We start from the raw sequence: 25,412 nt of genomic DNA on the forward strand, positions 1-25,412 counted from the left end.
TTCTTAGGTGTCGTGTGTGTAGAGGATCTTTTGTCGGCTGATCTGCTCTGCAATGGCTTGGGAGGCTCCCGATAGCTCGCCATCGCGTAGGTAATACTCCATCATGACGCGCCCGATGGGTACGCCGTAGGTGGCTCCGAAGCCTCCGTTCTCGACGTAGACGCTGATGGCTACTTTAGGGTCTTCGAGGGGTGCGAAGCCGATGAAGGCGGAGTGGTCTTTGCCAAAGCGGTTTTCGGCGGTGCCGGTCTTACCGCATACGTTGATTTCGCCTGGGGCGAAGTTTGCCCGACGACAGGTACCCGCTAGGACGGCACCATGCATCCCCTGTGCGATCTCCTCCCAGTAGGCTGGCGACACGACCGTATGGTGGGGCGTCCTATAGATGGAGTCTAGAGGGGTGTGTTCGATCTTGCGGACGACGTGGGGCTTGTAGTAGTATCCTCTATTGGCGATGATGGCAGCGAGGTTGGCCATCTGTAGCGGCGTGAGGAGCACCTCGCCCTGACCGATGGAGAGGGAGATGATGGTGGAGGAGTTCCAGCGACTATATACGCGGTCGTAGACGGAGCTGTTGGGTATGAAGCCACGGTTTTCGCCTGCTAGGTCAATGCCGAGCTTGTATCCGAAGCCAAAGTCTACCATATAGTCTCGCCACTTATTGAGTGCATCCTGCACGCTGGGGTAGCGCTTGCGGTCGTCTAGAAGGAAGTGCAGTCCCCAGCAGAAGTAAGCATTGCAGGAGGTGGTCAGGGCACTACGCAGGTTGAGCGGAGAGGCGTGTCCGTGGCAGGCGGGTCGTCCACGCATACGAGGATAGCCCCGAGCGCAGGAGAGGAGCGTGGAGGTGGTGACGAGATGCTCCTGAAGCATCAAGGCACCCATGGCGGGCTTGAAGGTAGAGCCTGGGGGATAGGTACCCATGATGGCACGGTTGAAGAGTGGCTTGCCCTCCTGTAGTACGAGCTGCTGATGCGCCTTGCCTAGGCTCTTGCCTTGCAGCAGTCGCACGTCGTAAGAGGGCGATGAGACAAGACAGAGCACTTCGCCACTCTTGGGTTCGATCATGACGATGGCACCCCGCTTGCCCTGCAGGAGCTTTTCGCCTAGGCTCTGCAACCCTATATCGATGCTGAGGGTTAGGTCTTCGCCTGGGATCGCCTCTATGTCGTCGGCTCCGTCGTTGTAGCTTCCTTGGATCCTACCACGAGCATCTCGGAGCAGGAGGTTGACTCCGTTGTGCCCCCGCAAGGTTTTGTCGTAGGTTCGCTCCACGCCGCTCTTGCCGACGTACTGACCGAGTGCGAGGGTGCTGTCGGCTTTGAGTTCCTCGGGGCTGGACTCGCCTAGGTAGCCGAGTAGCAGGGCGGCATTGGGCTGGTCGGAGCGACGTACAGCTCGGGGACGGAGTGTGAAGCCTGGTAGACGGAAGAGCTGCTCCTGTATGAATCCCGCTTCCTCGCTGGTGAGCTGTGACCAGAAGAGCTGCGGTGTAAAGGGCGAGTACCCGGGATTGATGGAGCGGTCTCGCAGTGCAGCCATGCGCTCCTGTAGTTCTGTCTCGGAGGTGTGCAGGAGGTTGGCCAGCAGAGGTGTATCAAGGGTGTCGGCGAGCTCTTTGGTGGTGACGAGGAGGTCGTAGGCAGGCTCGTTGTAGACGAGGAGTGTCCCCTTGCGGTCATAGATGACGCCTCGATCGGGGAAGATGACCTCTTCGTAAAGGGCATTGCGCATAGCGCGCTCCTTGTACTCAGAGCTGACGAGCTGCAGGTAGCCGAGGCGTATGACGTATAGCACGACGATGCCTATGGCGATCAGCGGGAGGACAGCGATGCGTAGTCGATGACGTGGACGCTCCATAGTTGATCCGCTAGCTCTGATGCCGTGGCAGGTGCTCTAGGAAGAGCATCTGCAGGATCATCATGATGAGATAGGTCAGGAGCAAGCTGCTACCCAGCCGCAGAGCGTAGTACTCCCAGTCGAAGCCGCCTAGAGAGTCTAGCGTGAAGAGGACAAACTGATGTATCGCTACCATCTCAAGGATGACAAGCCAGATGCCCCAGCCATGTATGCGCATGGAGGGAGCGCGGCGTAGGTTGCTCTCAATGTCTACGACGGGTGCTAGGAGGTAGTTGCGCAGGAAGCCGACGAGTGTCAAGGCGGCCATGTGCAGTCCAGGGGTGCCACTGAGGAGGTCGACGGAGAGACCAACGAGCGCTCCGATGAGCGTGAGCCACTCTCTCGGAGTGTCTACGCTAAAGAGTAGCAGCGCAAAGAGATAGACCGAGGGGGTCGCATAGCGAAAGAGCTGTATGTAGTTAAAGACCTCTACCTGCAGCAGTACCAGCAGTACGATGCCTAGGGTCGTCCATATCATCTGTAGTCTCATAGCTCCTCTCTGCTCGCTTGCTCTTCTAGATTGATCGTATTGCCTCCCGTTATCACATAGACGTAGTGTAGCTGTCCGAAGTCTGTCGCCAGGAGTACCGGTAGCTCCTTACGATAGGTGATACGAGAGCCCTCGGCGCCATCGCCCTCTAGCCTGCCGATCATCATGCCTGGGGGAAAGATGGCGGAGTAGCCACTCGTCACGATCGTATCGCCGACGGCGAGATGCGCATGCTTGGGCAAGCCCCGTACGATGCTCTCCGTGGGGGAGAGCTTTTGTCGCCACGAGAGATCTCCTACATGCCCCTCGCGGAGGGTCATACAGCTGAGGGTTAGGCTCTCGTTGATGAGCGGTACGACCGTAGCGTAGCGAGGTCCCACCTGAGCGACGATGCCTACGACACCGCTCTGGGAGACGACACCCATATTGGGCTTGATGCCGTCACGAGAGCCACGATCTATGGTCATCATATTGTTTGCCTTGAGATAGGTCAGGCTGACGACGCGTGCCGTCACAAAGGTAAAGCTGGGATCCTCTCGGACAATCGTGTCTAAGGAGTCTAATGGCGTCAGCACTTGTGGCACTACGGTGTCTGCGAGGAGGTACTCGAACTGCCTCTGTAGGGAGAGGTAGCGCCCTTCGAGCGTTGCCAGCTGTGCCGTGAGCTGCTGGTTCTCCTGCTGTAGCGAGAGGTAGGAGCGCCAGCGGGCGCCCTCGGTGTGAATCCTCCCCACGACAGACGAACTGGCAGCCGCTCCCACGAATGAGTGGTAGAGACTGCCATGAAAGAGTAGGAGCAAGGCGATCGCCTCACACACCACTAGGAGCACCCAGTGCAGGTTAGCACGAAGGAGTTCGAGGAGACGACGCATTGCTGTCTTTTATTACTACTTATAGCGCCACGGACTGACCTTTAGTGAATGAGAAAGTTGTAACTATCTACATTCTTGAGTGCCTTGTCGGTACCCATAGCCACAGCGCGTAGTGGATCCTCGGGGACGTTGAACTGTATCGCGAAGCGACGTGTCAGTCTCTCGGCGAGACCGCGTAGTAGGGCGCCACCGCCTGTCAGAGAGATGCCGTTTTGTGTCACATCGGAGTAGAGCTCAGGAGGTGTACTCTCGAGCGTCTTGAGGATAGCACTCTCGATCTTGACGATAGACTTGTCGAGGCACTGGGCGATCTCCTGATAGGAGACACTGATCTGTCGTGGCAGTGAGTCCATCAGGTCGGCACTCGTGACGACAAAGTCTTCGGGAGCGTTGTCTAGCTCAGCTAGGGCGCTACCTACCTCGATCTTGATCTGCTCTGCGGTACGCTCACCGACACGTACATTGTGCTTCTGGCGCATGTACTCCATGATGTCGTGGGTGAACTCGTCGCCAGCTACACGTATCGACTGCTTTGAGGAGATACCGCCGAGCGAGATGACGGCTATCTCGGTCGTACCACCGCCTATATCCACGACCATGTTGCCCTCAGGGGCGAGGACGTCTATGCCGATGCCAATAGCAGCCGCCATCGACTCATAGAGCATGTAGACGTCACGACCGCCAGCGTGCTCGCTTGAGTCCTTGACGGCGCGTATCTCCACCTCCGTACTGCCCGAAGGCACGCTGACCACCATACGTAGCGAGGGGGAGAAGAGCGAGTGCGACTTCTTATTGATCTGCTTGACCATGCCTCGGATCATCTTCTCGGCTGCGTCAAAGTCTGCTATGACACCATCTCTGAGAGGACGCACGGAGCGTATGTACTCGTGTCCCTTCTCATAGATCTCTCGCGCCTTCGTACCTACGGCGATCACCTCATCGTTGCGCCGATCGAAGGCGATGACACTGGGCTCGTCAAAGACGATCTTCCCATCCTTCATTATAATCGTATTAGCTGTACCGAGGTCAATAGCTAATTCTTGTCGTAGTTTGAATAGTCCCATATATCGTTTGGTTGTGACTAATGATTAATGTCTAAAGTGGCGAATACCTGTCGTCACCATGGCGACGCCCTGCTCGTTGCATGCGTCGATGCTCTCCTGGTCTCGTATCGATCCGCCAGGCTGTACGATCGCCGTGATGCCCGCGGCGGCTGCTAGATCCACACAATCACGGAAGGGGAAGAAGGCGTCGCTCGCCAGGACAGCCCCCTTGAGGTCAAAGCCAAAGGTGTGCGCCTTCTGGATCGCCTGTCTGAGTGCTGAGACACGAGAAGTCTGACCGATGCCTGTCGCTAGGAGCTGGCTGTCACGGACTATAGCCAGAGCATTGCTCTTGCAGTACTTGACGATGCTCTCAGCCATACGTATGTCGGCCATCTCATCTTCGGTGGGCGTAGCCTCCGTGACAGAGGTGTAGACGACCGGCTCGGAGAGGACGTCAGGCGTCTGCACTAGGTAGCCACCCGCAGCTGTGCGGATGCTGTCTAGGTCTGGTAGGGGAGCTTTCTGTAGCAGGAGGATGCGCTTTGACTTCTCACCCAATATCTGCAAAGCTTCGGTGTCAAAGTCTGGCGCGATGAGTACCTCAAAGAAGATGTGTGAGATCTGCTCTGCCGTCTCCTTGTCGATCGCTCTATTTGCCACTAGGATGCCGCCGAAGGCTGACTCCGTGTCTGCCTCATAAGCTGCTTGCCAAGCCTCCGAGATTGTCTCTCGTGAAGCTATACCGCACGGGTTCGTATGCTTGAGCACGGCAAAGGTCGGTGCTTCGAACTCCTGTATGAGATGCACAGCAGCGTCTAGATCCTGCAGATTGTTGTAGGATAGCTCTTTGCCCTGTAGTTTGTCAAAGTAGTGATCTAGGTCGCCGTAGTAGAAGCCCATCTGGTGAGGGTTCTCGCCATAGCGTAGGACTCGTGGGTTGCGCCCCGAGAGATGGAGTGCCGTGTGAGCACCTGCGTCAAAGTAGTTGAAGATGTCACTATCGTAGGTCGCCGTCACCTCAAAGGCGCGCAGTGCATAGCTCCTCCGCTCGGGGAGCGTTGTGGTACATCCGTCACGCTCCAATAGCTCTATGAGCCCATCGTACTGATCACGATGCGAGCAGATGAGTACGTCGCGGTAGTTCTTTGCCGCAGCACGTATGAGGGAGATGCCACCTATGTCGATCTTCTCAATGATCTCCTCCTCACTAGCACCACTAGCGACCGTCTCAGCAAAGGGGTATAGGTCCACAATGACAAGGTCTATCAGGGGAAGGGCATACTGCGCCACCTGCTCCTCGTCATGCGCATTGTCTCGCCGTGCGAGGATACCTCCGAAGATCATTGGGTGGAGCGTCTTGACACGTCCTCCGAGTATAGCGGGTAGAGCGGTCAGAGCCTCTACTGGAGTACAGGGTATCCCGAGCGACTCGATATACTCTTGAGTACCTCCTGTGGAGACGATCTCTACCTCGGCAGCATGTAGTATACGTGCGATGCGATCGATGCCCTCCTTGTGGTAGACTGATATGAGGGCTCGCCGGATAGGTCTTGTGGTCATAGTGCTTGTGGCGTGTGGTATAGGGTGAATAGCAGCTCTCCTAGGTAGCCTCTGAGAAGAGCCAGATCTCGGTCATAGCTACAGTAGCTACAAAGGTAGTAAAAAGAGCGGATAAAGAGAGCTTTTTGCTAGCTGTTCTTTAGAAAAAAGCGATCACGTGAAGATGTTAAGCCTTCACGTGACCGCTCATTATTTATTCTCACCCCTAGACCAAAGGGGGAGTTATCGTCTTGTCAGACCGTCTCTGCGAAACTTTATAGGTTCGGATTGATCGTGTGCCACTCGGCAACGGGAGGTATGACGCCCATCTCGATGATCTGCTCGCGCATACCCTCTAGATGCTTGTAGCTCTTGTCTAGAGCAGCCTCCTCTTCGGGTAGACCCTTGACCTCTTTGTAGGTTACGCCCTCACGAGTTATGGTCGTCTCACGTGCCATCATCACATTCTTGTAGCGATGGTCATTGACGAAGCACCCTGCGGGCCAGCGGAAGGGCTCACCGCCCATAGCTGCGCGAATCATCTCGATGGAGACGTACGCAGGGCTCTGGAAGCTGGAGCGACCACGTAGTGCGATAATGTTGGCACCGCCCTTGATGACACGCTGCTGGAGCGCTGCCCACTGATCATGCGTGAGGCGATCGGTGCCGATGAGCTCCGTCAGAGGCTTGCCATCGATGCGAGCTGTGCTGGCGAAGACAGCCATCTGCTCACCGTGACCACCATAGGTGCGTGTATTCGTCACCTGACTCTGCTGGAGACCAAAGTGCTTAGCTAGCTCGCTCTGCAGACGTGTGCTATCGAGCGCAGCAAGAGTGGTCACCTGTGAAGGCTTCAGGCCTGAGTGTATCAGCGTGACTAGACCCGTGATGTCTGCAGGGTTGAAGATGATGACCACATGGTTTACATCGGGGCAATACTTCTTGATATTGCGTCCCAGCTCAGCGGCTATCTCGGAGTTCCCCTTGAGGAGATCTTCGCGGGTCATGCCCTCCTTACGAGGTGCGCCACCAGAAGATACGATATACTTAGCTCCTTGCAGAGCCTCAGCGATGTCAGAGGTAAAGGTTAGATTGATTCCATCGAAGCCACAGTGACGCATCTCCTCCCAGACTCCTTCGAGTCCCTTAGCGTAGGGGTCATATAGGCAGATGTTTGGGGTGAGACGCATCATGGCAGCCGTCTGTGCCATGTTTGATCCGATCATACCGGCAGCGCCGATGAGGACCAGCTTGTCTTGTGTTACGAAACTCATAGTGTCTTATACTTGTTGAAGTGATTGATACGCGATCTCCTGTCTAGAATGGGAAAAGATCGAGAGCTGGTCACCTAACCTGCAAAAGGTCGTACGCACTAGCTCCCGATCTCTCCACTAGAGTGTTACCTTACTAAGCCTCGTAGCGACGAGCGACCTCCTTCCAGTCGATGATAGACCAGAGATCCTTGACGTGGTCGGCACGGCGGTTCTGATAGCTTAGGTAGTAAGCGTGCTCCCATACGTCGAAGCACATCAGAGGCTTAAGTCCCTTGCGTAGTGGGTTGCCAGCGTTTGGCTCCTTCTCTATCGAGAGCTTGCCCTGGTTATCACAAGCTAGCCAAGCCCAGCCTGAGCCAAAGAGTGAGGTGCAGGCATCGTTGAAAGCCTTCTGAAACTCCTCAAAGCTGCCGAAGTCACGCTTGATAGCCTCAGCGAGCTTGCCCTCGGGCTGACCACCAGCGTTGGGCGCAAACTGGAGGAAGTACATGTTGTGGTTCATCACCTGACCAGCCTGGTTGTACAGCTTGCCCTCAGCCTTGCGGACGATATCCTCTAGAGAGGCATCCTTTAGGTCAGAGTCGGGGAGTAGCTTATTAAGTGTATCTACGTAGCCCTTGAGGTGCTTGCCGTGGTGATACTGGATCGTCTCAGCGCTGATTACTGGCTCAAGAGCGTCGTTTGCATAGGGGAGCTTTATTAGTTCGTGTGTCATGTTGCTTTATCTGTTTATATTAAGTGTTACAAATGCGTTCTCTAGTCTCGCAGCTCATGCTATTAGAGACTGTTGCAAAAGTCAACAGTCTCTATTAGAGCTACCATCCTAGACAACATCACAAAGGTATATAAAAAGAGTTACAACTGCAAGTCCCCTCAAAGGGATCTCCCGCAAATCGTCACACGCTCTAGCTTCTAACCTCTAATCTCTAACCTCTAATCTCTAAATATATAGAGAGCCTACAATCCTCTGCGGACTGTAGGCTCTCTTTACTAGACGATCAAATGTCTATCTGAGGCCAATAGTGTCCTAAACGTTTTGCAGGATAAAGAGAAAAGGGTAGGTTTGTAATTGAGAAGAAAAACACAGCTAGTGAGAGCTGTCACAAACCACCCTTTTCAATGGCAAATATAACACTATTCGCACAAGTAATCCGACTCATACCTCGAGAAATCATCCAACGATTAGTCAAGAAGCATGGCACAGACAAGCATGCAAAAGGCTTTAACTCGTGGAGCCATTTGGTGACTATGATCTTCAGCCAATTCTCGAGTAGCGTGTCGCTACGTCAAATCTCAGAGGGGCTACAATCTGCCACGGGCAATCTCAACCACCTAGGTCTATCACGAGCTCCCTCCAAATCCAACATCAGTTACCAAAACGCCAATAGGAGTTCCCAATTCTTCCAAGATGTCTTTTATGCACTCTTCCAATATTTGGGACAGCACGGAGATCTCAAGCAGATAAAGAAACGGCTGAAGGCGAAGGTTTGTCTTCTAGACTCAACCCTAATGTCCCTATGTCTCAGTATGTATGACTGGGCTCTCTATACTCATACGAAAGGAGCCGTCAAGATGCATACAGTGCTTGATTTTGAGACACTTCTGCCTGAATTCGTCTGTATAAGCAATGGCAAGGGAGCCGACAATACGATTGCCAAAAAGCTCCCCTTTGCCCGAGGAACCATCGTTGTAGCTGATCGAATCTACAGCGATACTGAGCTTCTGAATCATTGGGACAGCACAGGTGTGATTTTCATCGTCAGAGGAAGAGACAACATCCAATTTGAGTCAATAAGGGAGAGAGATTTGCCTGATACGACATCTCAAGAGATACTGATAGATGAAGAGGTGAGACTGACAGGTGTAGAGACAGCGAGCAAGTACCCTAAGAAGATTCGTAGAATAGGCATCTACAATGTTCAAGGAGGTTACACGATTGACTTGTATACCAATGACTTTACGCATGCAGCCAGTACTGTTGCAGCGCTATATCGCTCACGTTGGAAGATTGAGATCTTCTTTAGAAACCTCAAGCAAAACCTGCATATCAAGAGTTTTCTGGGAACTTCTCAAAACGCTGTCGAGATTCAGATTTGGACGGCTCTGATTACGATTCTCTTACTTCAATATCTCAAGCGAATAGCAAAACACCCCTGGTGTCTCTCCAATTTAACAGCATCCTTGAGACTCAACACGTTCACCAAAATCGGCCTCTTTCAGTGGATAAATGAGCCGTTTTCACCGCCTCCAGACGAGACCGAAATAGCATAGGGGGGATACCCCCGTTTTTACAGCAAATGTCAAGGGGCGATTGACCCGCTTGACAGCTATCTTACACCCATCGCCCGCAAAAAACGTTTAGGACACTATTGATCTGAGGCTAGACCTCTTTAGGCGTACTGCATGAAACGCCTTAGGTATGAGGTCTGATGCACCGAGGTATTACTCAGCGTCCTGGTGCTCCTCAGCGTGCTCGCTGCCCTCCTCCTCGGTCTCTTCAGACTCAGCTGCAGCAGTATCCTTGCTACGAGCAGCACGTGTCTGCTTGACACCGCACACGACAGCCTGTGGAGCGTCTACAAGCTCGAGACCCTCGAAGGATAGCTCGTGAACCTGGATCGTCTTGCCGAGCTTAAGGTTAGTTACGTCGATAACTAGGTTCTCAGGGATCTTGTCATAGACGGCACGTACGCGTAGGTTGCGCTTCTCACGAACCAGCTTACCACCAGCTCTAACACCGACAGCGTGACCATCGAGTACGACTGGTACGCTCATGACGATAGGCTTGTCCTCGCTCACCTCGTAGAGGTCTGCGTGGAGCGTCTTGTCGCTTACTGGGTGAAACTGTACATCCTTGAGTACAGCCTTGACCTGCTTGCCCTCGATGTCTAGCTCGATGAGATAGATGTCTGGCGTGTAGATCAGCTTGTTGATGTCGTCAGTCTTGACGATGAGATGCTGTGTCTCGCTACCTCCGTAGAGGACTACAGGTACGAGCCCCTCACGACGGAGCCCCTTGGTAGCTTTCTTGCCGAGCTGGTCGGCCTTGCGCACGGTGGCGCTGAGATTAAAATGCTTCATTAGTACAAATAGTTAGTGTTACTCAAAATTAGTCTCGCTAATCTCCCATTACACTGTGGTGCACTACTCAGAGCCTCTGTGACGGGTGTCAGACAGTCGCATCAGACGCCTCGTCGGCTCCGTTAGAGACCAAAGATCCCCATCACGCAAGAGGGGGTGTACAATTGGATTCATAGGAAAACCGTCCGCAAAGGTACGAATATTCTACCAATCAGCGACAAAGAATTTCAGATCATCGATCGCGCAACTAGAGACTGTTGCAAAAGTCAACAGTCTCACAATCTAGATTGTCCTGACTTTGCAGAAAGGATGAAGCGCAAGGCGCTGAGGGTGAGGTCTGAAGGGAGCATACCTCCGTATGTGACCGAAGCCGAATCCCGAAAGCAACACAGCGATTCGCCTTTATGCAACGTCTCAACTAGTTATTAGATAAGATTTTTGTACCTTTGCGCCATTGTACAGAGTAACTATACATACAGTTTTACCTATTAAATCACCACAACTTACTAAATGAGTAACAATCCAACAGATCGTATCCAGCCACTCGCAGACTTCGACTGGTCTGGCTACGCACAGGACACTGACATCTCTCCAGAGATGCGCAAAGAGCGCGAGGCGATTTATGACAAGACTCTGACGACGATCAAAGAAAACGAGGTCGTCATGGGTAAGGTCATGTCTATCAGCAAGCGCGAGGTACTAGTCAACATCGGCTACAAGAGTGCAGGTATCATCTCTGCCAACGAGTTTAACTACAACAAGGATCTCAAGGTCGGCGACGAGGTTGAGGTACTTGTCGAGAGCAAGGAGGATCGCTTCGGTCAGCTACAGCTCTCTCACCGCAAGGCGCGTGCAGCTCGTGCTTGGGAGAAGATCGCAGCTGCTCAGGAGAACGACGAGGTCATCCTGGGCTACATCAAGAGCCGTGTCAACGGCGGTATGATCGTCGATATCTTTGGCGTCGAGGCATTCCTACCTGGCTCACAGATCGACGTACGTCCTATCAAGGACTACGACGCATTTGTCGACAAGACGATGGAGTTCAAGATCGTCAAGGTCAACCCCGAGTATCGCAACGTAGTCGTATCGCACAAGGTCCTCATCGAGGCAGAGCTCGAGCAGCAGAAGAAGGAGATCATCTCCAAGCTCGAGAAGGGTCAAGTCCTCGAGGGTGTCGTCAAGGGTATCACCTCTTATGGTGCCTTCGTCGACCTCGGTGGCGTAGACGGTCTGATACATATTACCGACCTCTCTTGGGGTCGTATCGGAGATCCCTCTGAGGTGGTCTCTATCGATGAGAAGATCAACGTGGTCATCCTCGACTTTGATGAGGAGAAGACACGTATCGCTCTCGGTCTCAAGCAGCTTATGCCACATCCATGGGATGCCCTCGATCCTAACCTTAAGGAGGGTGACATCATCCATGGCCGTGTCGTCGTCATCACTGACTACGGCGCATTTGTAGAGGTGATCCCAGGTGTCGAGGGACTGATCCACGTCAGCGAGATGTCCTGGACGCAGCACCTACGCAGTGCTCAGGAGTTCCTCACCGTAGGTCAGGAGGTAGACGCTGTCGTCCTCATGCTCGACCGCGAGGATCGCAAGATGAGCCTCGGTCTCAAGCAGCTCAAGCCCGATCCATGGGAGACCATCGAGCAGCGCTTCCCCGTTGGGTCTAACCACGAGGCGCGCGTACGCAACTTCACCAACTACGGTGTCTTCGTTGAGCTCGACGAGGGTATCGATGGCCTGATCCACATCAGCGACCTCTCTTGGACGCGCAAGGTCAAGCACCCCAACGAGTTTGTCAAGGTTGGTCAGATGATCGAGGTACAGGTACTGGAGATCGACAAGGAGAATCGTCGTCTCAGCCTGGGTCACAAGCAGGTTACGGAGAATCCTTGGGACGAGTTCGCTAAGGAGTTCACCATCGGCTCTATCCACGAGGGTACAGTCGTTCGTATGAACGAGAAGGGTGCCACCATCGCACTACCTTACGGTGTCGAGGCATTTGCTACGCCTAAGCACCTCATCAAGGAGGACGGCACTAGCGTCGCTGTAGACGAGAAGCTCCCCTTCAAGATCCTCGACTTCAACCCCGAGATGCAGCGTATCATCGTCTCTCACAGCCGTATCCACGAGGATGCTGAGCGTGCAGAGCGTCGTCAGGCTGCTACAGAAGAGCGCAACCAGCAGGTACGTGACGCTGCCGCTGTCGCTGCTACACAGCAGAGCGTAGAGCGTGCTACCCTAGGAGACCTTGACGAGCTAGCTGCTCTCAAGGAGCGTCTAGAGAGCGCTGAGTAATAGATAGTGGAGGACCTGAGCGGTGCTTAGCACCCTCTGACCCTATCCATAATAAATAACGAAGAGAGGTGATGACCCGTCGGGACGTCACCTCTCTTCATATCTAGTATGTACTGATCTAAGGAAGTCTGACGCCGCTGGCTTATTACAATAATTTAAAGTCGACTACATATCAATACGGTGTCTTGTCGGGGAAAAGTGATTTCCACGTGGATATTTCAAAATCTCCACGTGGAGAATAAAAAATTCTTCGGAGGAATGAAATGAAACTTCGGAGGAATGAAATGAAACTTCGGAAGAAATGAATCGCCTCCACGTGGAAAATAAAAAACATCCACGTGGAGATTTGAGATTTCCCACGTGGATATTCGAGAAAGGAGGGGATCGGACGAATTTCCCCGTAAAGATATGTAAATAGAAATTAGAGGTTAGAGATTAGAAGTTAGAGATTAGAGGTCCGATCACTCTGATAGCTCAGATGGTTCCGATAGCTAACAGCCAACAGCCAAGAGCTAACAGCCAATCCATGGTTGACACATTATTATATATAGTGCACACATCTATTCCCTCGCTGGTCGCTAATGGGTAGCTTCTGACAGAGCGATTATAGAGACTGTTGCATAAAGGCGAATCGCTGTGTTGCTTTCGGGATTCGGCTTCGGTCACATACGGATGTATGCCCCCTCAGACCTCACTCTCAGCGTCTTGCGCTTCATCCTTTCTGCAAAGTCTAGACAATCTTGCAAGCGAGATTGTGAAACTGTTGACTTTTGCAATAGTCTCATTATAATGCGTCAGCCTGAATAAAAGCTTCGGTTTTGACCGCTATCTCAAAAGTTGTTTGTATATTTGCCACTACTACTAGTGACTATATGCTTATGAAGCAACTACTACATACTCTATATACCCTCGTCGTTTGCGCTCTACTACTGCCTTGTGGGGCATTCGCTAGTGATCAGTGCGTAGCCGCCGAGCAGCTCTCCGACCAGCCTCTCACCATGGTGACAGCGCAAGCCTTAGGCATCGACCAGTCTGCCCCTCAGGTAGAGGTGCGTGACGGGTCTATCATACCGCTCTGCGAGTATGAGCAGATGCAGGTCTTTAATGTCATGGGACAGGAGGTACGCAACGAGCATTTGCCGTCAGGTGTATACCTCGTGCGTCTTGTCGTGCAGGGAGAGACCTATACACTCAAAGTGGTCATACGCTAATCCGACTACTAAAGCTATTCATGTAGCCCACTCGTCGAGAGCTATCCGCGTCGTGCTGTGCTATCGTTAGCCAGACTCACGTGGAGGATAGCTCTCTTGTAATATATCCTATCCTATGCTTGATCAAATCCAGCAACTTCAATCAGCACTCTCCAACCTCGCAGCCTCTACACCCGAAGAGGCCGAGCAACTACGCATAGCTTATCTAGGTAAAAAAGGACGCATCACCCAGCTCTTTGAGGCCTTTCGTCAGCTTCCCCCCGAGGAGAAGCGACAGCTAGGAGCAACACTCAATGAGCTCAAACAAGAAGCCTCCGCACGCATCAAGGAGCTCCTATCCTCTGTTGCGACGCAGTCGGTGCAGCAGACGATCGATCTGACCCGTCCCGCCGTACCTTATCCACAAGGCTCGCGTCACCCGCTCACGCTCATACAGGAGGAGATCTGTAACATCTTCGAGCGGATGGGCTTTAGCATAGCTGAGGGACCTGAGGTGGAGGATGACTGGCACGTCTTTGAGGCGCTCAACTTCCCGCCAGACCATCCCGCACGAGACATGCAGGACACCTTCTTTGTGGATCACAAGAGCAATATACTCCTCCGCACCCACACCTCCTCCGTGCAGACGCGTGTCATGAAGAGCCAAGAGCCGCCTATACGCGTCCTCTGCCCTGGGCGAGTCTATCGCAACGAGGCTATCTCGGCGCGTGCTCACTGCTTCTTTCACCAGATCGAGGGTCTATACATCGACCGCAACGTGAGCTATGCCGATCTTCGAGAGGCTTTGCTCTTCTTCGCTCAGTCGCTCTTTGGTGCCGATACGCAGATACGCTTGCGCCCCTCCTACTTCCCCTTTACTGAGCCGAGTGCGGAGATGGATATCTCGTGCGGCTTGTGCCATGGCGAGGGGTGTGGTTTCTGCAAGCATACTGGATGGGTCGAGATCTTGGGCTGCGGTATGGTCGATCCTAACGTGCTGGAGAACTGTGGCATCGATAGCTCCGTCTATAGTGGCTACGCCTTCGGACTAGGTGTGGAGCGCATTGCCAACCTCAAGTACAATGTCAAGGATCTGCGCTACTTCTCGGAAAACAACCTAGACTTCCTCTCGCAGTTTACCGCACACACTACACCACTCTAAAGGCTGCTCAACGACGTGACGCTCGACGAACGCTACCGCCTGGCACTGGAGGGGCTTGCACAGCTCTATCCCGATGCCGATACGGAGCTTATCTACCACGACCCCTTCAGTCTACTCGTAGCGGTCGTGCTCTCGGCACAGTGCACCGACAAGCGGGTCAATATGGTGACGCCGCAGCTTATGGCGCACTACCCGACGCCCGAAGCGATGGCGCGCGCCTCGGTCGATGATCTGTTAGCCTTCATGGGGAGCGTCAGCTATCCAAACAATAAGGCGAAGCACCTCATCGGGCTCTCCGAGCGGATCGTCCAGGAGCATCACGGCATCGTTCCCTCAACGCGCGAAGAGCTAGAGGCGCTCCCAGGCGTAGGACGCAAGAGTGCTAGCGTGATGCTAGCCGTCTGCTTTGAGACGCCAGCGATGCCGGTCGATACACACGTCTTCCGTGTAGCTAAGCGCATCGGGCTTGCCTCCTCACATGCTACGACGCCCTTAGCGGTCGAGCAAGCACTCGTCAAGCGCATCCCACAGGCACAACTCATACGTGCGCATCATCAGCTCATCTTGCTGGGACGCTACATCTGCAAGGCGCGCAAGCCACTCTGTGCAGAGTGTACCCTCCACAACTGCTGTCGCCACTATGCCACAGCCTCCCAAAAGCAATAAGCACATACATAAGTAGCCCACAGGCAACTCCATCGCATACCCTGAGAAGAGCGAGGCCTTATAGTCTCTGCTCCATAGAGACTGTTGACTTTTGCAACAGTCTCACATAACCTTTGTACGCCCTATCTGCTAGGGGTTCATAAACTACGAGGGAGACCTCCGCTACTATGTGGGAGTCTCCCTCGTGATATATTACAGTGCTGTGTCTCCTATTAGGAGACTGTTGATTTTTGCAACAGTCTCATTAGGAGCGTCGCGCTGTGGCCCTAGTGGACCATCGGTTTACTCTTACTTGACGATGCGCGTCGTGTAGTTGCCGACGAGGACAATGTAGCTACCAGCAGGTAGTGCGCTGATGTCGAGCGCATGCTCTGTGCTAGCGAGGAGTAGCTGACCTGTGTAGTCGTAGAGACGTACCTCAGCACCCTCAGCAGCACCAGCTATCTCGAGGCGTGTACCGCCGTTGGTCACGTAAGCGACGAGCTGGTTCTGTGTCGGCTGCTCGACAGCCACAGAGAGCCTAAAGGTTACCTTGACCTTGGTGTCCTTGTTGAGGTCGAAGTAGTAGTAGCCTGTTTCTGGTGTAGGGATGGTCTCATCATCGACAAACCACTCGTCTATCTCGTAGCCTTCATCTGGCGTAGCTATCACCTTGATCGTGGTACCAGCGGGTACCTTAGCACCACTCTCGATAGTCTCTTGGTCTACCATAGCTGTGACAGCACCACCCTTACTAGCTTCTAGGGTGATGGTGTAGTCGACTGCTGGAGCAGCCTTCTTGGAGAAGACTGCATGTATATCAGCATCCTTGTCAGCCTTAAAGGTATAGACAAAGCCATCCTCTGAGAGTGCCTCTGCAGGTACAGGCTGGCCATTGTTTGTGAAGACCACCTGATAGTCTCCACTTATGGTGAACTTCGCCTTTACCGTGACGTCACTGCCTAGCGGGATGCGCTTCTCGTTAAAGATCATTAGCGGGTTGCCCGAACCTTTTGGCTCAACGTAGGTAGTCTCAAGGGAGCATCCCATCGGTCCCTCGGAGCTAACCTTTATGAGAGCTGTGGTCTTTTTCTGGGTCTCGGCAAATACCATCGCAAAGCCATCTACTGTGAAGGTGTAAGGGTTCTTGCCCTCAGAGCCTGGGATGAGCTTATAGTCAGCATCAAGCCAATCCTTGACTTCGTAGCCTTCCTCAGGCGTTACGGTCAGTACGACTTTTGCGCCAGCAGCAATGTTATCGCCATTTTCGAAGGGCTTACCATCTGCTGTACCAGTGATCGTAGCATGCTTATCGCAATCGTAGTAGATGTAAAAGCCTATGGCACCCTCTGTGAAGATAACCTTGATATTAGCTGGCTCCTCTAGGGTAAACTCGTACGTGAGTCCCTCGTCTGTGAGCTGGTCAGCAGCCACTGGGTTATCATTGTGTGTGAAGGCGACGGTCGCTCCAGTGATCGAGATGTTTGCCTCGACTCTTACCTTCGTACCGACAGGCAGGTCTAACGTTGGGTTGGTACCCTCAGTTGGCCTCTCCCAAGTGGTGCTGCCAGGTGTCTGATACTGAACCGTAGCATAGCCACCTACACCCTCCTCCTGGACTGAGAGCTGAACTTTCTCTGCGGGTGTAGCACCCTCCTTCTTGACCACGGCTGATAGTGTGAGAGGTCCCGTTACGACGACCTTAATCCCTGGAAACTCTTCACTCTCTGAGGGTGTTGCCACTCCATTAACGAGGAAGTGTTCTAGCTCATACCCCTCGTCTAGGAAAAGATCGACACGAAGCTCTGTCCCTTCGGGGACTTGATCGCCACTATTTACTCTCGTCGAAGATGAGTAGCCACCATACTCTACCTTTAGGTATGCATTCTCTAGCTCCTCGATGGTGACAGCGTAAGACTTAGCTTCAGCCTTCTTCTCGATGACCGCCTCGATGGTTACTGCTGTCACTTCTTTCGGAGCTACATAGTAAGTCAAGAGAGTCTGCATGTCATTAGGTAGTCTCTTCTCGCCATTGATGAGGTAGTGCTTAAATTCATAGCCCTCATTGACAGTTGCCTGGATCGAGATGGGATCTTGCTCCTTGACACGCGTACCAGAGGGTACATCTGCGACGGGATTGACGGTCTTCACTGTGAGCGTACCATTTGCTGGTTGCTCGTAGGTGACGACATAGCCACTCTCTACGAGCACAGCCGAGATGGTTGTAGCCTTTGAGATAGTGATCGTCTTCCTGGCAGGACGAAAGTCCTCCTTAGGCTCTACCTTGTCATTGATGAGCCAGTGGTCTAGCCTATAGCCCTCGTTTGGATTGATCACCATAGTAATCAGACTACCAGTCTCTACTTGGTCACCAGAATTGAGGGCCTCATCATCCGTACTGGTTCCCTTGTATAGGTCGATCGTACCATGCTCGGGCTGCTCGACAGTTATGACACAAGCTGTAGATGCTTTCTGAACTACTCGTGCTGAAACTGTCATATTCGTTGAAACCATCTTTGTTAGACCTTTAGAGGAAGTATTCTCTACTTCCTCTCCATTGAAGATGTAGTGCGTAACTTCATATCCCTCGTCTGCCGTTGCGACAAACATAACCATTGTGTAGGGGGGCACTTTATCCCCACTATGGAGTTCCACCAATTCGCCTTTGTCATAAAAGCCTGTGATGGTGCAGTGCTCTACCTGTTCGAAGGTTACTGTTACCTCCTGCGCTTGCGCCATAAATGGCCAAAGCAGGAATGCACCTAGTAATGATAAGATAGATAACATTCGTTTCATAAGCGTATCTGTTTAAGTGTAAGTGATTGATTTGTCTATTTATAAGGGTTTGTGTCGCTACACAAGGGGGAAAAGGGGGCGAAGCTACGATGCTTAAATCTACCTGCTTCTCCTCAAGGGGCTAAGGTAATGAAAAGTAAAGAGAAAAACAACTGTAGGACAATTTCTGTTTTTGAGGCTGTTCGGAGGGCTAATTTCTATTTGAGGGTGCTGAAGGAAGATTCACCGCTGACAGGAGATAGACAAGGCATCAAAGCCCCGATGTGATTTTGCTTCGAAAAAGTAGCCGCCACGTGGAGATTTGAACCTTCCATGGGAGGCTTGCTTTTCTCGAAAAAGAATGTTAGCTTTGTGGCAACTATAACCCTTAAATGTTTCAAACGATATGACAAGAAAACTACTATCTTCATTACTCCTACTCCTTGCTCTGAGCTACGCACTGGCCGCTCAGCAGACAGGATGTAAGATCACGCAAGAGCCGAAGGCACTACCAGCTGAGGCTTGCAACTTCTCCATCTATGGTACGAGCCCCAATGGGCGTTACATCTACGGCGGTAGCCCTAACTCGACAGCCTTTTGCTACGACACAGAGCGTGACACCACCTCGCTCTTCCTCTCTGAGACGGGTGCTGAGAAGTATATGATCTACGCAGTCTCTGATGCTGGTGAGATCTTTGTTGCTCAGGATGAGGTTGGTGCTTTTATCTACAATATGGCACAAGAGAAGCTACACGAGATCAAGACTCCTGAGAGCAACTGGCCTGACGTAAGACCTGTCTATGTGACTCCTGATGCTAAGTTCCTCGTAGGTTATCTGATGGACCCGACTTATGCTCAAGCAAGCATGACGCTTCCGATCTATGGCACACGGGGTGAGGATGGCTCCTGGACGATCAAGACACTCCCCGTGCTGGACAAAGACTATCTAGGCCTCAAGCCTCACTACACGCAGGCTTTCTTCTGCTCGTCTGATGGTAAGAAGATCCTAGGTCGACAAAATACCCGCAATGGCTCTGACAGACCACTTTTCTGGCAGCTGGATGAGCAGGGGCAGTACCAGTGCTCCACGCCTTGCGACTCATTCCTCTACAATCTAGATGCGCCACTGCCTGGCCCCCAGCCTGAGTGGGAAGACTATGTGACGGCAGACTATGAGAAAGATCCTGACCTATACAACCAGCAAGAAGCTGAGTTCAATAAGGCATACGACGCTTGGCTAGAAGTGTATGACAAGGTGTTTAAGGGTGTCGCTGTTAATCTCGCTTGGCAGATGATGTCTCCTGCAAGTGGGTACTGGATGATATCCATCCAAGAGGAGGTTGGTGAGGGCTATGCGAACATCTCCTATCCAGGTGCATTAAATGTCGCTGATGGTAGCCTTGAGCGGATCAACATCAAAGAGGCTTATGGTCTCGGTGGGGTCGGGCGTACTAATGATGGTGGCTGGATCTGCAATCCCGATGGTAGCCGAAGCCGCTCTGATCGCAGTACCTACGTAGTTTACCTAGATGGAAAGAAGATGACCATGCTGGAGTACCTGAAAAGTTTGACAGGTAAGGATCTGTCTGAGTTCTTTACCTACTCCTACACGCTTGATGATGAGACGGAGCAAAAGAGCATAACAGATATGGGGTCCATCGCGATCTCTGCTGATGGCAAGACCTTGGCCTCTTGTGCGGTAGATATGACGGAGATGCACAGCTGTCGCAATGCGTATCTACGTATTGACAAGCAATTCCTCGCTCAGCCTCTAGGCGTTGCTCCTGTAGAGCTGCAGCCTAACGGACTCTCGATCCGCTGGCAGGGCGATGCACTCCTCTTCTCAGAGCCTGCTACGGGTACGCTCTATCTGTATGACATGGCCGGTCGACTACTAGACAGCTACACGCTGGCAGCTACCTCAAGGCTCTCCCTGACAGACCTAGCTCAGGGCCTCTACATCGGTCAGGTTGTCACGGAGCGTGGCGTTAGCACCATACGATTCATTCGTTAGAAGACGTTTCTGACAAAACGAACCAGTCCCGCAAGGAGTCTACAGCGATGTAGTGCTCCCTGCGGGACTGCTGTCTGCTGACTCGGGTCAGAGAGAGTTCTTTAGACGCTAGAAGTTGACCGAAAAGCCCATGTCCAGGCCTATGCGATGAATTAAGCTGGACCCTGAGTAGATGCCCATCTTGTAGTCAACGCCAGACCGCCATGCCACACGTGGGGAGTAAAAAATATCCACGTGGAGATTTGCCCCCCCCCACGTGGATTTCATGTTTTATAGTCTCATTACTCCGTAGTGAATCTGCGGAGATGAGTCGACAGTCGCTCATTTATTTAGTCTCCTCCTGCTGATCGATGAAGTCGAGGTAGCTACTGAGCGTGCGCTCGGCTTGGCCTACTTGTTGTGGCGTGTAGAACTGCGCATCGACGAGTTCGTCCGGCAGGTACTGCTGCCGTGTGTAGTGCTTGGGATAGTCGTGCGGGTAGCGGTAGTCGACACCGTAGCCGAGGTCGGACATGAGCTTAGTAGGTGCATTGCGCAGATGTAGCGGGACTGGCAGATTGCCCGTCTCACGTACCTTGGCGAGGGCGGCATCGATAGCGAGGTAGGCGGAGTTACTCTTTGGCGAGCCAGCGAGGTAGACGACTGCCTCAGCGAGCGGTATGCGTCCCTCGGGCCATCCGATGAAGTCGACCGCATCGGCAGCAGCCTGCGCTACGACGAGTGCCTGCGGATTGGCCAAACCTATGTCTTCGGCTGCTGAGATGACCACACGACGCGCTATGAAGCGAGGCTCTTCGCCGCCTTCGATGAGGCGAGCCATCCAGTAGAGTGCTGCATCGGGATCGCTGCCTCGTATGCTCTTGATGAATGCGGAGGCGATGTCGTAGTGCAGTTCGCCGTCACGATCGAAGGCGGCGGGCTGCTGGCGCGCTACGCTGGCGATTGTCTCGCCAGTCAACTGTACCGTGGTCTCGTCGGGGTGCTGCTCGAGTGCCATCGAGAGGGTCATCTCGAGGAGGTTGAGTAGCTTGCGGGCATCACCGCCTGCGAGGTGGATGAGTAGCTCACGGTCGGCACCCTCTAGGGTTACTTGGTAGCGAGAGAAGAGCGGATCGGTGGCGAAGACGCGGTCGATGAGTTGCGAGAGGTCGCTATGCTCTAGAGGCTTGAGGACGAAGACTTGACAGCGTGAGAGGAGCGGGCGGATTACTTGAAAGGAGGGGTTCTCCGTCGTAGCTCCGATGAGTGTGACCACGCCCTGCTCGACGGCCGCTAGCAAGGAGTCTTGCTGAGACTTGGAGAAGCGGTGTATCTCGTCGATGAAGAGGATGGGTCGTCCCTGATGCTGTGAGAAGAGACCAGTCTGCGCCTCTTTGGCCTCCTGCAGAGTCTTGCGCACATCTGCTACGCCTGAGCCTACGGCCGAGAGACTGTAGCAGCGGCACTGCATCATCTGCGAGAGAAGCCGTGCTAGGGTTGTCTTGCCGACGCCGGGCGGTCCCCATAGGATCATGGAGGGTATGTGTCCCCGCTCGAGCATAACGCGCAGTGGGGCATTCGCACCGACGAGGTGAGACTGTCCGACATACTCTTCGAGCGTCTTAGGACGCATCCGCTCCGCTAGCGGTATCTGCTCTACTGACATATAGTGCAAATGTACAAAAAGACTAGCCTTTGGCTGTTGGCCTTTGACTGTTGTAGGGGAAAGGTCAGTCCGCGAGGGAGGATAGGTAGCGAGCGATGCCTCGGCGGATGGATATTAGTCCGAAGCGTGACGGATCGATCTCTGCGGGTGTGAGCCAGCAGAGCTGCGCTACGTCGTCCAGAGCTCGTACGGCAGGCATCTCGCTCGGTAGCTGAACCGTGTAGAAGAGATCTAGCGTCGGTACGAGGAAGTCGCTGTAAAGGTAGCTGTTGGGCAGAGAGAAGGCGTAGGCAAACTGCTCCGTGGGGAGTCGTAGTCCGCTCTCTTCGCATAGCTCTCGCTGCGCTGCCTCTTCGCCTGTCTCGTCCTTGTCGACGAAGCCGCCTGGGAGGTCTAGCGTCCCCTTGGCGGGCTCTTTGCCTCGGGTTGCCACGAGTAGCCTGCCCTGCAGATCCCGCACGAGGAGGGCCACCGCGGCACTCGGGTTGTGGTAGTAGGTGAAGCCACAGCACTGACAGTGCTGCGCCTTGACACCATGCGCCTCCAAGCGGTCAGCACCACAGCGCGGACAGTAGTCGAAGGTCTCGCGTTGGCTCATACTTATAGGTTCCGTTCGCGAGCTAGCGAGGCTGCACCCAGTACGGCCGCTTGTCCCTTAGGGAGTGAGCTGAGGAGGATCTGGATAGAGCCTTTGTAGATGTGGAGTAGTGCTTCGTCAAAAGCTTTGCGCACCGGCTGTAGGAGCAGATCACCACACCGTGCTACGCCACCGAAGATGACGAAAGCTTGCGGTGCTGAGAAGCAAGCGAACTGCGCCAAGGCGCGTCCCAATATCTCTCCCGTCTCCTCGAAGACCTGTCGCGCTAATGAGTCGCCCGTCGCTAGAGCTACCTCTGCCACAGTCTTGCTGGTCAGCTCTTCGTCAGGTATATCACAGAGTTCGCTCCACATGCCTTGTTCTAGACAGAGCTTCTTCAGGCTCACGGCACGTCGTGCTACGGCAGGTGCTGCGACAGAGGCTTCGAGACAGCCGTATCGTCCACAGCCGCAGAGTTGATGTGGCTCTCCGACGGCTAGGTGTCCTAGCTCACCAGCCTTGCCTTGGTAACCACGTATGAGGCGACCATCGGCATAGATACCGCTACCTACGCCTGTGCCGAGGGTTATCTCGACAAAGTGGTCTAGCCCACGCGCCACGCCGTAGCTATGCTCCCCGAGCGCACTCGCATTGGCATCATTGTCTAGGACGACGGGTAGTCCTGTACGTGCCGATAGATCAGCGACGATAGGACTGATGCCAGCCCAGGGTAGATTGACAGCTTCTTCGATACAACCAGAGAAGTAGTTGGCATTCGGAGCTCCGATGCCTATGCCGACGACCTGGTCTGTTAGGCCCGAGTTAGCGATCATTTGTGCTATCTGCTGGCTCAGCGCCTCGACGTAGTCAGTGAAGAGGCTCCCGTTTTGCTTCGTCAAGAACGTCTGCGAGGCGACTATTTGCCCCTCATCATCGACGATGCCTAGCTCTGTGTTGGTTCCACCTATGTCTATGCCTAAGTATAGTGACATATTGTTGCTCTATATAATATAAGGAGTGGGCAATGCTTAGTAGCTCGACAGTCTCTCTAGAGGAGTTGTCTCGCTAACTTAGCATTGCCCACTTTGTTATTACATATATTGCTCTTAGGGCTTACTCATTGATCTTGAGCAGATCGCCAGTCGTCTCAGCGATGCGCTTGTAGTAGGCCTTGTCGTAGCCAGGGAAGTAAGGCATATCGCTCATACCATAGCCGTTGGTCTTGAACTGCCCGTTCTCCTCCTTCTTCATGTTTCCGTCCATATACTTGACGAGTAGGTACTCGCCGAGCTTCTTCCAGCGGTGTGTCGCATAGTCAGCGGTCTCGCAGGAGAAGGTCGTGAGGACTTCGCGAGCCTTCATCGGGTCTTGCTGGTAGATGGCTAGAGCCTGCTGATCGATCTCCGAGACGATCTTGTCGAAGCTCTGCTCCAGCTGCTGCTGTACGGGACGAATATCCTGCATCATAGGAGCATAGCGTGCATAAGCCATATTGGCTACCCAGTTGTGGATCCAGAATGCACTCGTCCAGGAGAAGTGCATCATATCGCCATTGCCCACACGGTAGCACTCAGGCGTGCGGAGTGAAGAGCAGTAGACAGGCGTAAAGACAGCCGTATTGGCATCATCTACACCAAACCACAAGATGCTGAAAGCGTCTGGCAGGTTAGGTCTGAGCTGAGCTACTAGCACGAAGCCCGTCTGCTGTGTAGCGATCGCACGCTCATTGACGTAGGTCTGACCATCTACCTCGAAGGTCATCGGGCGCCAGCGGTAAGGCACAGCGTAGGGACCAGCACCTACGTCCTTGGTCATATCCATCGGTGTACCCTCGTAGTGGTCACGCATCATGTCTCGTACGTCAGCAACAGAGAGCTTGCGGTTGGGGACAACGTAGAGTGGCATAGGCTTGGAGGCCTTTTCGTCACCCATGACGAAGCGCTCGTACTGCTTCATATTGTCGCTAAACTTATTGAAGAAAGCCCATACACGTGCCTCGCAGCCACGTAGACCACCTGGTGTGTAGGGGTTGTAAGCCTTTTGGAAGCTAAAGTCCCGGTCCGAACCCTTGTAGAATCCTCTCTCACGAGCGAAGTCGATCACGTCGGGAGCGTAGAGACAGTTATCAGGATCGTTGAACTTGATCTGCTGGATGCGCGCCTGGTTAGCATGTGCAGAGATCGCATTGTCAGGGATACGCATAGCGACCCATACAGCGCCCTTGCCGTACTTGCCCTTGCTGACTAGCTCGAGCACCCACGCCTCATTTTTGTCAGCTATGGAGATACTCTCACCAGAGCTAGCGTAGCCATACTCCTTGACCAGAGTAGTCATCACCTCGATAGCCTCACGAGCCGTCTTAGCGCGCTGCAAGGTTACATAGATGAGGCTACCATAGTCCATCAAGCCGTTTGGATCCATTAGCTCCTCACGACCACCCCATGTAGACTCGGTGATAGCTAGAGCGTGCTCATTCATATTGCCGATGACGGCGTAGGTGTGTGCCACCTCAGGTATCTGTCCGAGAGGCTTGCCTGAGTCCCACTCAGTGATCTGTCGCATAGATCCAGGAGCGTGATCGGCAGCTGGCCAGTAGTATAGCTCACCGTAGAGCGTGTGTGAGTCAGCACTATAAGAGATCATCACCGATCCATCGGCGGAGGCCTTCTTGCCAACGAGTAGCCCTGTGCAGGCGTAGCTCTGGCTTGTGCCTAGGAGTAGAAGTGTAGTGAGTAGGACTGAGAGCCTAGTCAGTGCATTCTTTGTCATAGTTCTTGATTACTATATTGTTAGGATTGATATGTGCAGTATATAAACGAAGAAATCACCAACCTCCCACGTTGTGGTGCGATTGGCGATTCCAAAGATACGAAAAAAAGAAAGAAGGCACAGGGGA

At 53.3% G+C, this 25,412-nt stretch carries 19 protein-coding genes; 6 read left to right on the plus strand and 13 right to left on the minus strand.

Going from position 1 to position 25,412, the window contains the following annotated elements; all coding sequences use genetic code 11:
• Window positions 1-3 precede the first annotated feature (3 nt).
• From Q2J34_RS04705 to Q2J34_RS04735, 7 genes are all read right to left on the minus strand, one after another.
• Complete coding sequence (locus Q2J34_RS04705) at window positions 4-1,860, minus strand: peptidoglycan D,D-transpeptidase FtsI family protein (protein ID WP_298886223.1); 1,857 nt, start codon at window positions 1,858-1,860, stop codon at window positions 4-6.
• Between the two features lie 10 nt (window positions 1,861-1,870).
• Window positions 1,871-2,389: a rod shape-determining protein MreD gene (gene mreD, locus Q2J34_RS04710; protein ID WP_298886226.1), complete on the minus strand. Its 519-nt coding sequence runs from the start codon at window positions 2,387-2,389 to the stop codon at window positions 1,871-1,873.
• Entirely contained in the window at window positions 2,386-3,261 is an 876-nt protein-coding gene (mreC, locus tag Q2J34_RS04715) for a rod shape-determining protein MreC (protein ID WP_298886229.1), read from the minus strand. Before mreC ends, mreD begins: the two co-directional genes overlap by 4 nt.
• Window positions 3,262-3,302: 41 nt before the next feature.
• The gene (mreB, locus tag Q2J34_RS04720; protein WP_298886232.1) at window positions 3,303-4,325 is read right to left on the minus strand and encodes a rod shape-determining protein; all 1,023 of its coding nucleotides are present in this window, start codon (window positions 4,323-4,325) and stop codon (window positions 3,303-3,305) included.
• Between the two features lie 24 nt (window positions 4,326-4,349).
• Window positions 4,350-5,867 (minus strand): bifunctional phosphoribosylaminoimidazolecarboxamide formyltransferase/IMP cyclohydrolase, encoded by a 1,518-nt coding sequence (gene purH, locus Q2J34_RS04725; protein WP_298886235.1) that lies wholly within the window; start codon window positions 5,865-5,867, stop codon window positions 4,350-4,352.
• Between the two features lie 254 nt (window positions 5,868-6,121).
• Window positions 6,122-7,120 (minus strand): malate dehydrogenase, encoded by a 999-nt coding sequence (locus tag Q2J34_RS04730; RefSeq protein ID WP_298886238.1) that lies wholly within the window; start codon window positions 7,118-7,120, stop codon window positions 6,122-6,124.
• A gap of 133 nt (window positions 7,121-7,253) precedes the next feature.
• Window positions 7,254-7,835: a superoxide dismutase gene (locus Q2J34_RS04735; RefSeq protein ID WP_298886241.1), complete on the minus strand. Its 582-nt coding sequence runs from the start codon at window positions 7,833-7,835 to the stop codon at window positions 7,254-7,256.
• Window positions 7,836-8,239: 404 nt separating this feature from the next.
• On the opposite strand from Q2J34_RS04735, the gene Q2J34_RS04740 reads away from it, so the two are divergent.
• On the plus strand, window positions 8,240-9,391 hold the full coding sequence (locus tag Q2J34_RS04740; protein WP_300969083.1) for an IS4 family transposase: 1,152 nt from the start codon (window positions 8,240-8,242) through the stop codon (window positions 9,389-9,391).
• 171 nt (window positions 9,392-9,562) lie between these two features.
• On the opposite strand, the gene Q2J34_RS04745 is transcribed toward Q2J34_RS04740, so the two are convergent.
• A complete protein-coding gene (locus Q2J34_RS04745) occupies window positions 9,563-10,201 on the minus strand; it encodes a 50S ribosomal protein L25/general stress protein Ctc (RefSeq protein ID WP_298889671.1) in 639 nt (212 codons plus the stop codon).
• A gap of 510 nt (window positions 10,202-10,711) precedes the next feature.
• Between Q2J34_RS04745 and rpsA the strand changes: the two genes are divergently transcribed.
• The 4 genes from rpsA to nth all read left to right on the plus strand — a co-directional run bounded on the left by rpsA (window position 10,712) and on the right by nth (window position 15,526).
• Window positions 10,712-12,508: a 30S ribosomal protein S1 gene (gene rpsA, locus Q2J34_RS04750; RefSeq protein WP_298889673.1), complete on the plus strand. Its 1,797-nt coding sequence runs from the start codon at window positions 10,712-10,714 to the stop codon at window positions 12,506-12,508.
• Window positions 12,509-13,386: 878 nt separating this feature from the next.
• Window positions 13,387-13,719, plus strand: coding sequence for a T9SS type A sorting domain-containing protein (locus Q2J34_RS04755; protein ID WP_300969407.1), 333 nt, complete (start codon window positions 13,387-13,389; stop codon window positions 13,717-13,719).
• Window positions 13,720-13,834: 115 nt separating this feature from the next.
• Window positions 13,835-14,860 (plus strand): phenylalanine--tRNA ligase subunit alpha, encoded by a 1,026-nt coding sequence (gene pheS / locus Q2J34_RS04760; RefSeq protein WP_300969408.1) that lies wholly within the window; start codon window positions 13,835-13,837, stop codon window positions 14,858-14,860.
• Window positions 14,861-14,875: 15 nt separating this feature from the next.
• Entirely contained in the window at window positions 14,876-15,526 is a 651-nt protein-coding gene (nth, locus tag Q2J34_RS04765; RefSeq protein WP_300969409.1) for an endonuclease III, read from the plus strand.
• 288 nt (window positions 15,527-15,814) lie between these two features.
• Here nth and Q2J34_RS04770 read toward each other — a convergent pair whose 3' ends face one another.
• A complete protein-coding gene (locus tag Q2J34_RS04770; protein WP_300969410.1) occupies window positions 15,815-18,301 on the minus strand; it encodes an InlB B-repeat-containing protein in 2,487 nt (828 codons plus the stop codon).
• A 385-nt stretch (window positions 18,302-18,686) separates the two neighbouring features.
• Between Q2J34_RS04770 and Q2J34_RS04775 the strand changes: the two genes are divergently transcribed.
• Entirely contained in the window at window positions 18,687-20,294 is a 1,608-nt protein-coding gene (locus Q2J34_RS04775) for a T9SS type A sorting domain-containing protein (RefSeq protein ID WP_298887387.1), read from the plus strand.
• Window positions 20,295-20,619: 325 nt separating this feature from the next.
• On the opposite strand, the gene Q2J34_RS04780 is transcribed toward Q2J34_RS04775, so the two are convergent.
• From Q2J34_RS04780 to Q2J34_RS04795, 4 genes are all read right to left on the minus strand, one after another.
• The gene (locus Q2J34_RS04780; RefSeq protein ID WP_300969411.1) at window positions 20,620-21,939 is read right to left on the minus strand and encodes a replication-associated recombination protein A; all 1,320 of its coding nucleotides are present in this window, start codon (window positions 21,937-21,939) and stop codon (window positions 20,620-20,622) included.
• 64 nt (window positions 21,940-22,003) lie between these two features.
• Complete coding sequence (locus tag Q2J34_RS04785; RefSeq protein WP_300969412.1) at window positions 22,004-22,537, minus strand: NUDIX hydrolase; 534 nt, start codon at window positions 22,535-22,537, stop codon at window positions 22,004-22,006.
• Window positions 22,538-22,539: 2 nt separating this feature from the next.
• The gene (locus Q2J34_RS04790) at window positions 22,540-23,508 is read right to left on the minus strand and encodes an ROK family protein (RefSeq protein ID WP_300969413.1); all 969 of its coding nucleotides are present in this window, start codon (window positions 23,506-23,508) and stop codon (window positions 22,540-22,542) included.
• 121 nt (window positions 23,509-23,629) lie between these two features.
• Entirely contained in the window at window positions 23,630-25,285 is a 1,656-nt protein-coding gene (locus Q2J34_RS04795; RefSeq protein WP_300969414.1) for a dipeptidase, read from the minus strand.
• Window positions 25,286-25,412: the final 127 nt, after the last annotated feature.

Source organism: Porphyromonas vaginalis, from assembly GCF_958301595.1.
Lineage (GTDB): Bacteria > Bacteroidota > Bacteroidia > Bacteroidales > Porphyromonadaceae > Porphyromonas > Porphyromonas vaginalis.

Excerpts from the sequence above, each read along its gene's own strand:
- Q2J34_RS04705 (WP_298886223.1), bottom strand. The coding sequence starts at position 1,860 with ATGGAGCGTCCACGTCATCGACTACGCATCGCTGTCCTCCCGCTGATC.
- mreD (WP_298886226.1), bottom strand. The coding sequence starts at position 2,389 with ATGAGACTACAGATGATATGGACGACCCTAGGCATCGTACTGCTGGTA.
- mreC (WP_298886229.1), bottom strand. The coding sequence starts at position 3,261 with ATGCGTCGTCTCCTCGAACTCCTTCGTGCTAACCTGCACTGGGTGCTC.
- mreB (WP_298886232.1), bottom strand. The coding sequence starts at position 4,325 with ATGGGACTATTCAAACTACGACAAGAATTAGCTATTGACCTCGGTACA.
- purH (WP_298886235.1), bottom strand. The coding sequence starts at position 5,867 with ATGACCACAAGACCTATCCGGCGAGCCCTCATATCAGTCTACCACAAG.
- Q2J34_RS04730 (WP_298886238.1), bottom strand. The coding sequence starts at position 7,120 with ATGAGTTTCGTAACACAAGACAAGCTGGTCCTCATCGGCGCTGCCGGT.
- Q2J34_RS04735 (WP_298886241.1), bottom strand. The coding sequence starts at position 7,835 with ATGACACACGAACTAATAAAGCTCCCCTATGCAAACGACGCTCTTGAG.
- Q2J34_RS04740 (WP_300969083.1), top strand. The coding sequence starts at position 8,240 with ATGGCAAATATAACACTATTCGCACAAGTAATCCGACTCATACCTCGA.
- Q2J34_RS04745 (WP_298889671.1), bottom strand. The coding sequence starts at position 10,201 with ATGAAGCATTTTAATCTCAGCGCCACCGTGCGCAAGGCCGACCAGCTC.
- rpsA (WP_298889673.1), top strand. The coding sequence starts at position 10,712 with ATGAGTAACAATCCAACAGATCGTATCCAGCCACTCGCAGACTTCGAC.
- Q2J34_RS04755 (WP_300969407.1), top strand. The coding sequence starts at position 13,387 with ATGAAGCAACTACTACATACTCTATATACCCTCGTCGTTTGCGCTCTA.
- pheS (WP_300969408.1), top strand. The coding sequence starts at position 13,835 with ATGCTTGATCAAATCCAGCAACTTCAATCAGCACTCTCCAACCTCGCA.
- Q2J34_RS04770 (WP_300969410.1), bottom strand. The coding sequence starts at position 18,301 with ATGAAACGAATGTTATCTATCTTATCATTACTAGGTGCATTCCTGCTT.
- Q2J34_RS04775 (WP_298887387.1), top strand. The coding sequence starts at position 18,687 with ATGACAAGAAAACTACTATCTTCATTACTCCTACTCCTTGCTCTGAGC.
- Q2J34_RS04780 (WP_300969411.1), bottom strand. The coding sequence starts at position 21,939 with ATGTCAGTAGAGCAGATACCGCTAGCGGAGCGGATGCGTCCTAAGACG.
- Q2J34_RS04785 (WP_300969412.1), bottom strand. The coding sequence starts at position 22,537 with ATGAGCCAACGCGAGACCTTCGACTACTGTCCGCGCTGTGGTGCTGAC.
- Q2J34_RS04790 (WP_300969413.1), bottom strand. The coding sequence starts at position 23,508 with ATGTCACTATACTTAGGCATAGACATAGGTGGAACCAACACAGAGCTA.
- Q2J34_RS04795 (WP_300969414.1), bottom strand. The coding sequence starts at position 25,285 with ATGACAAAGAATGCACTGACTAGGCTCTCAGTCCTACTCACTACACTT.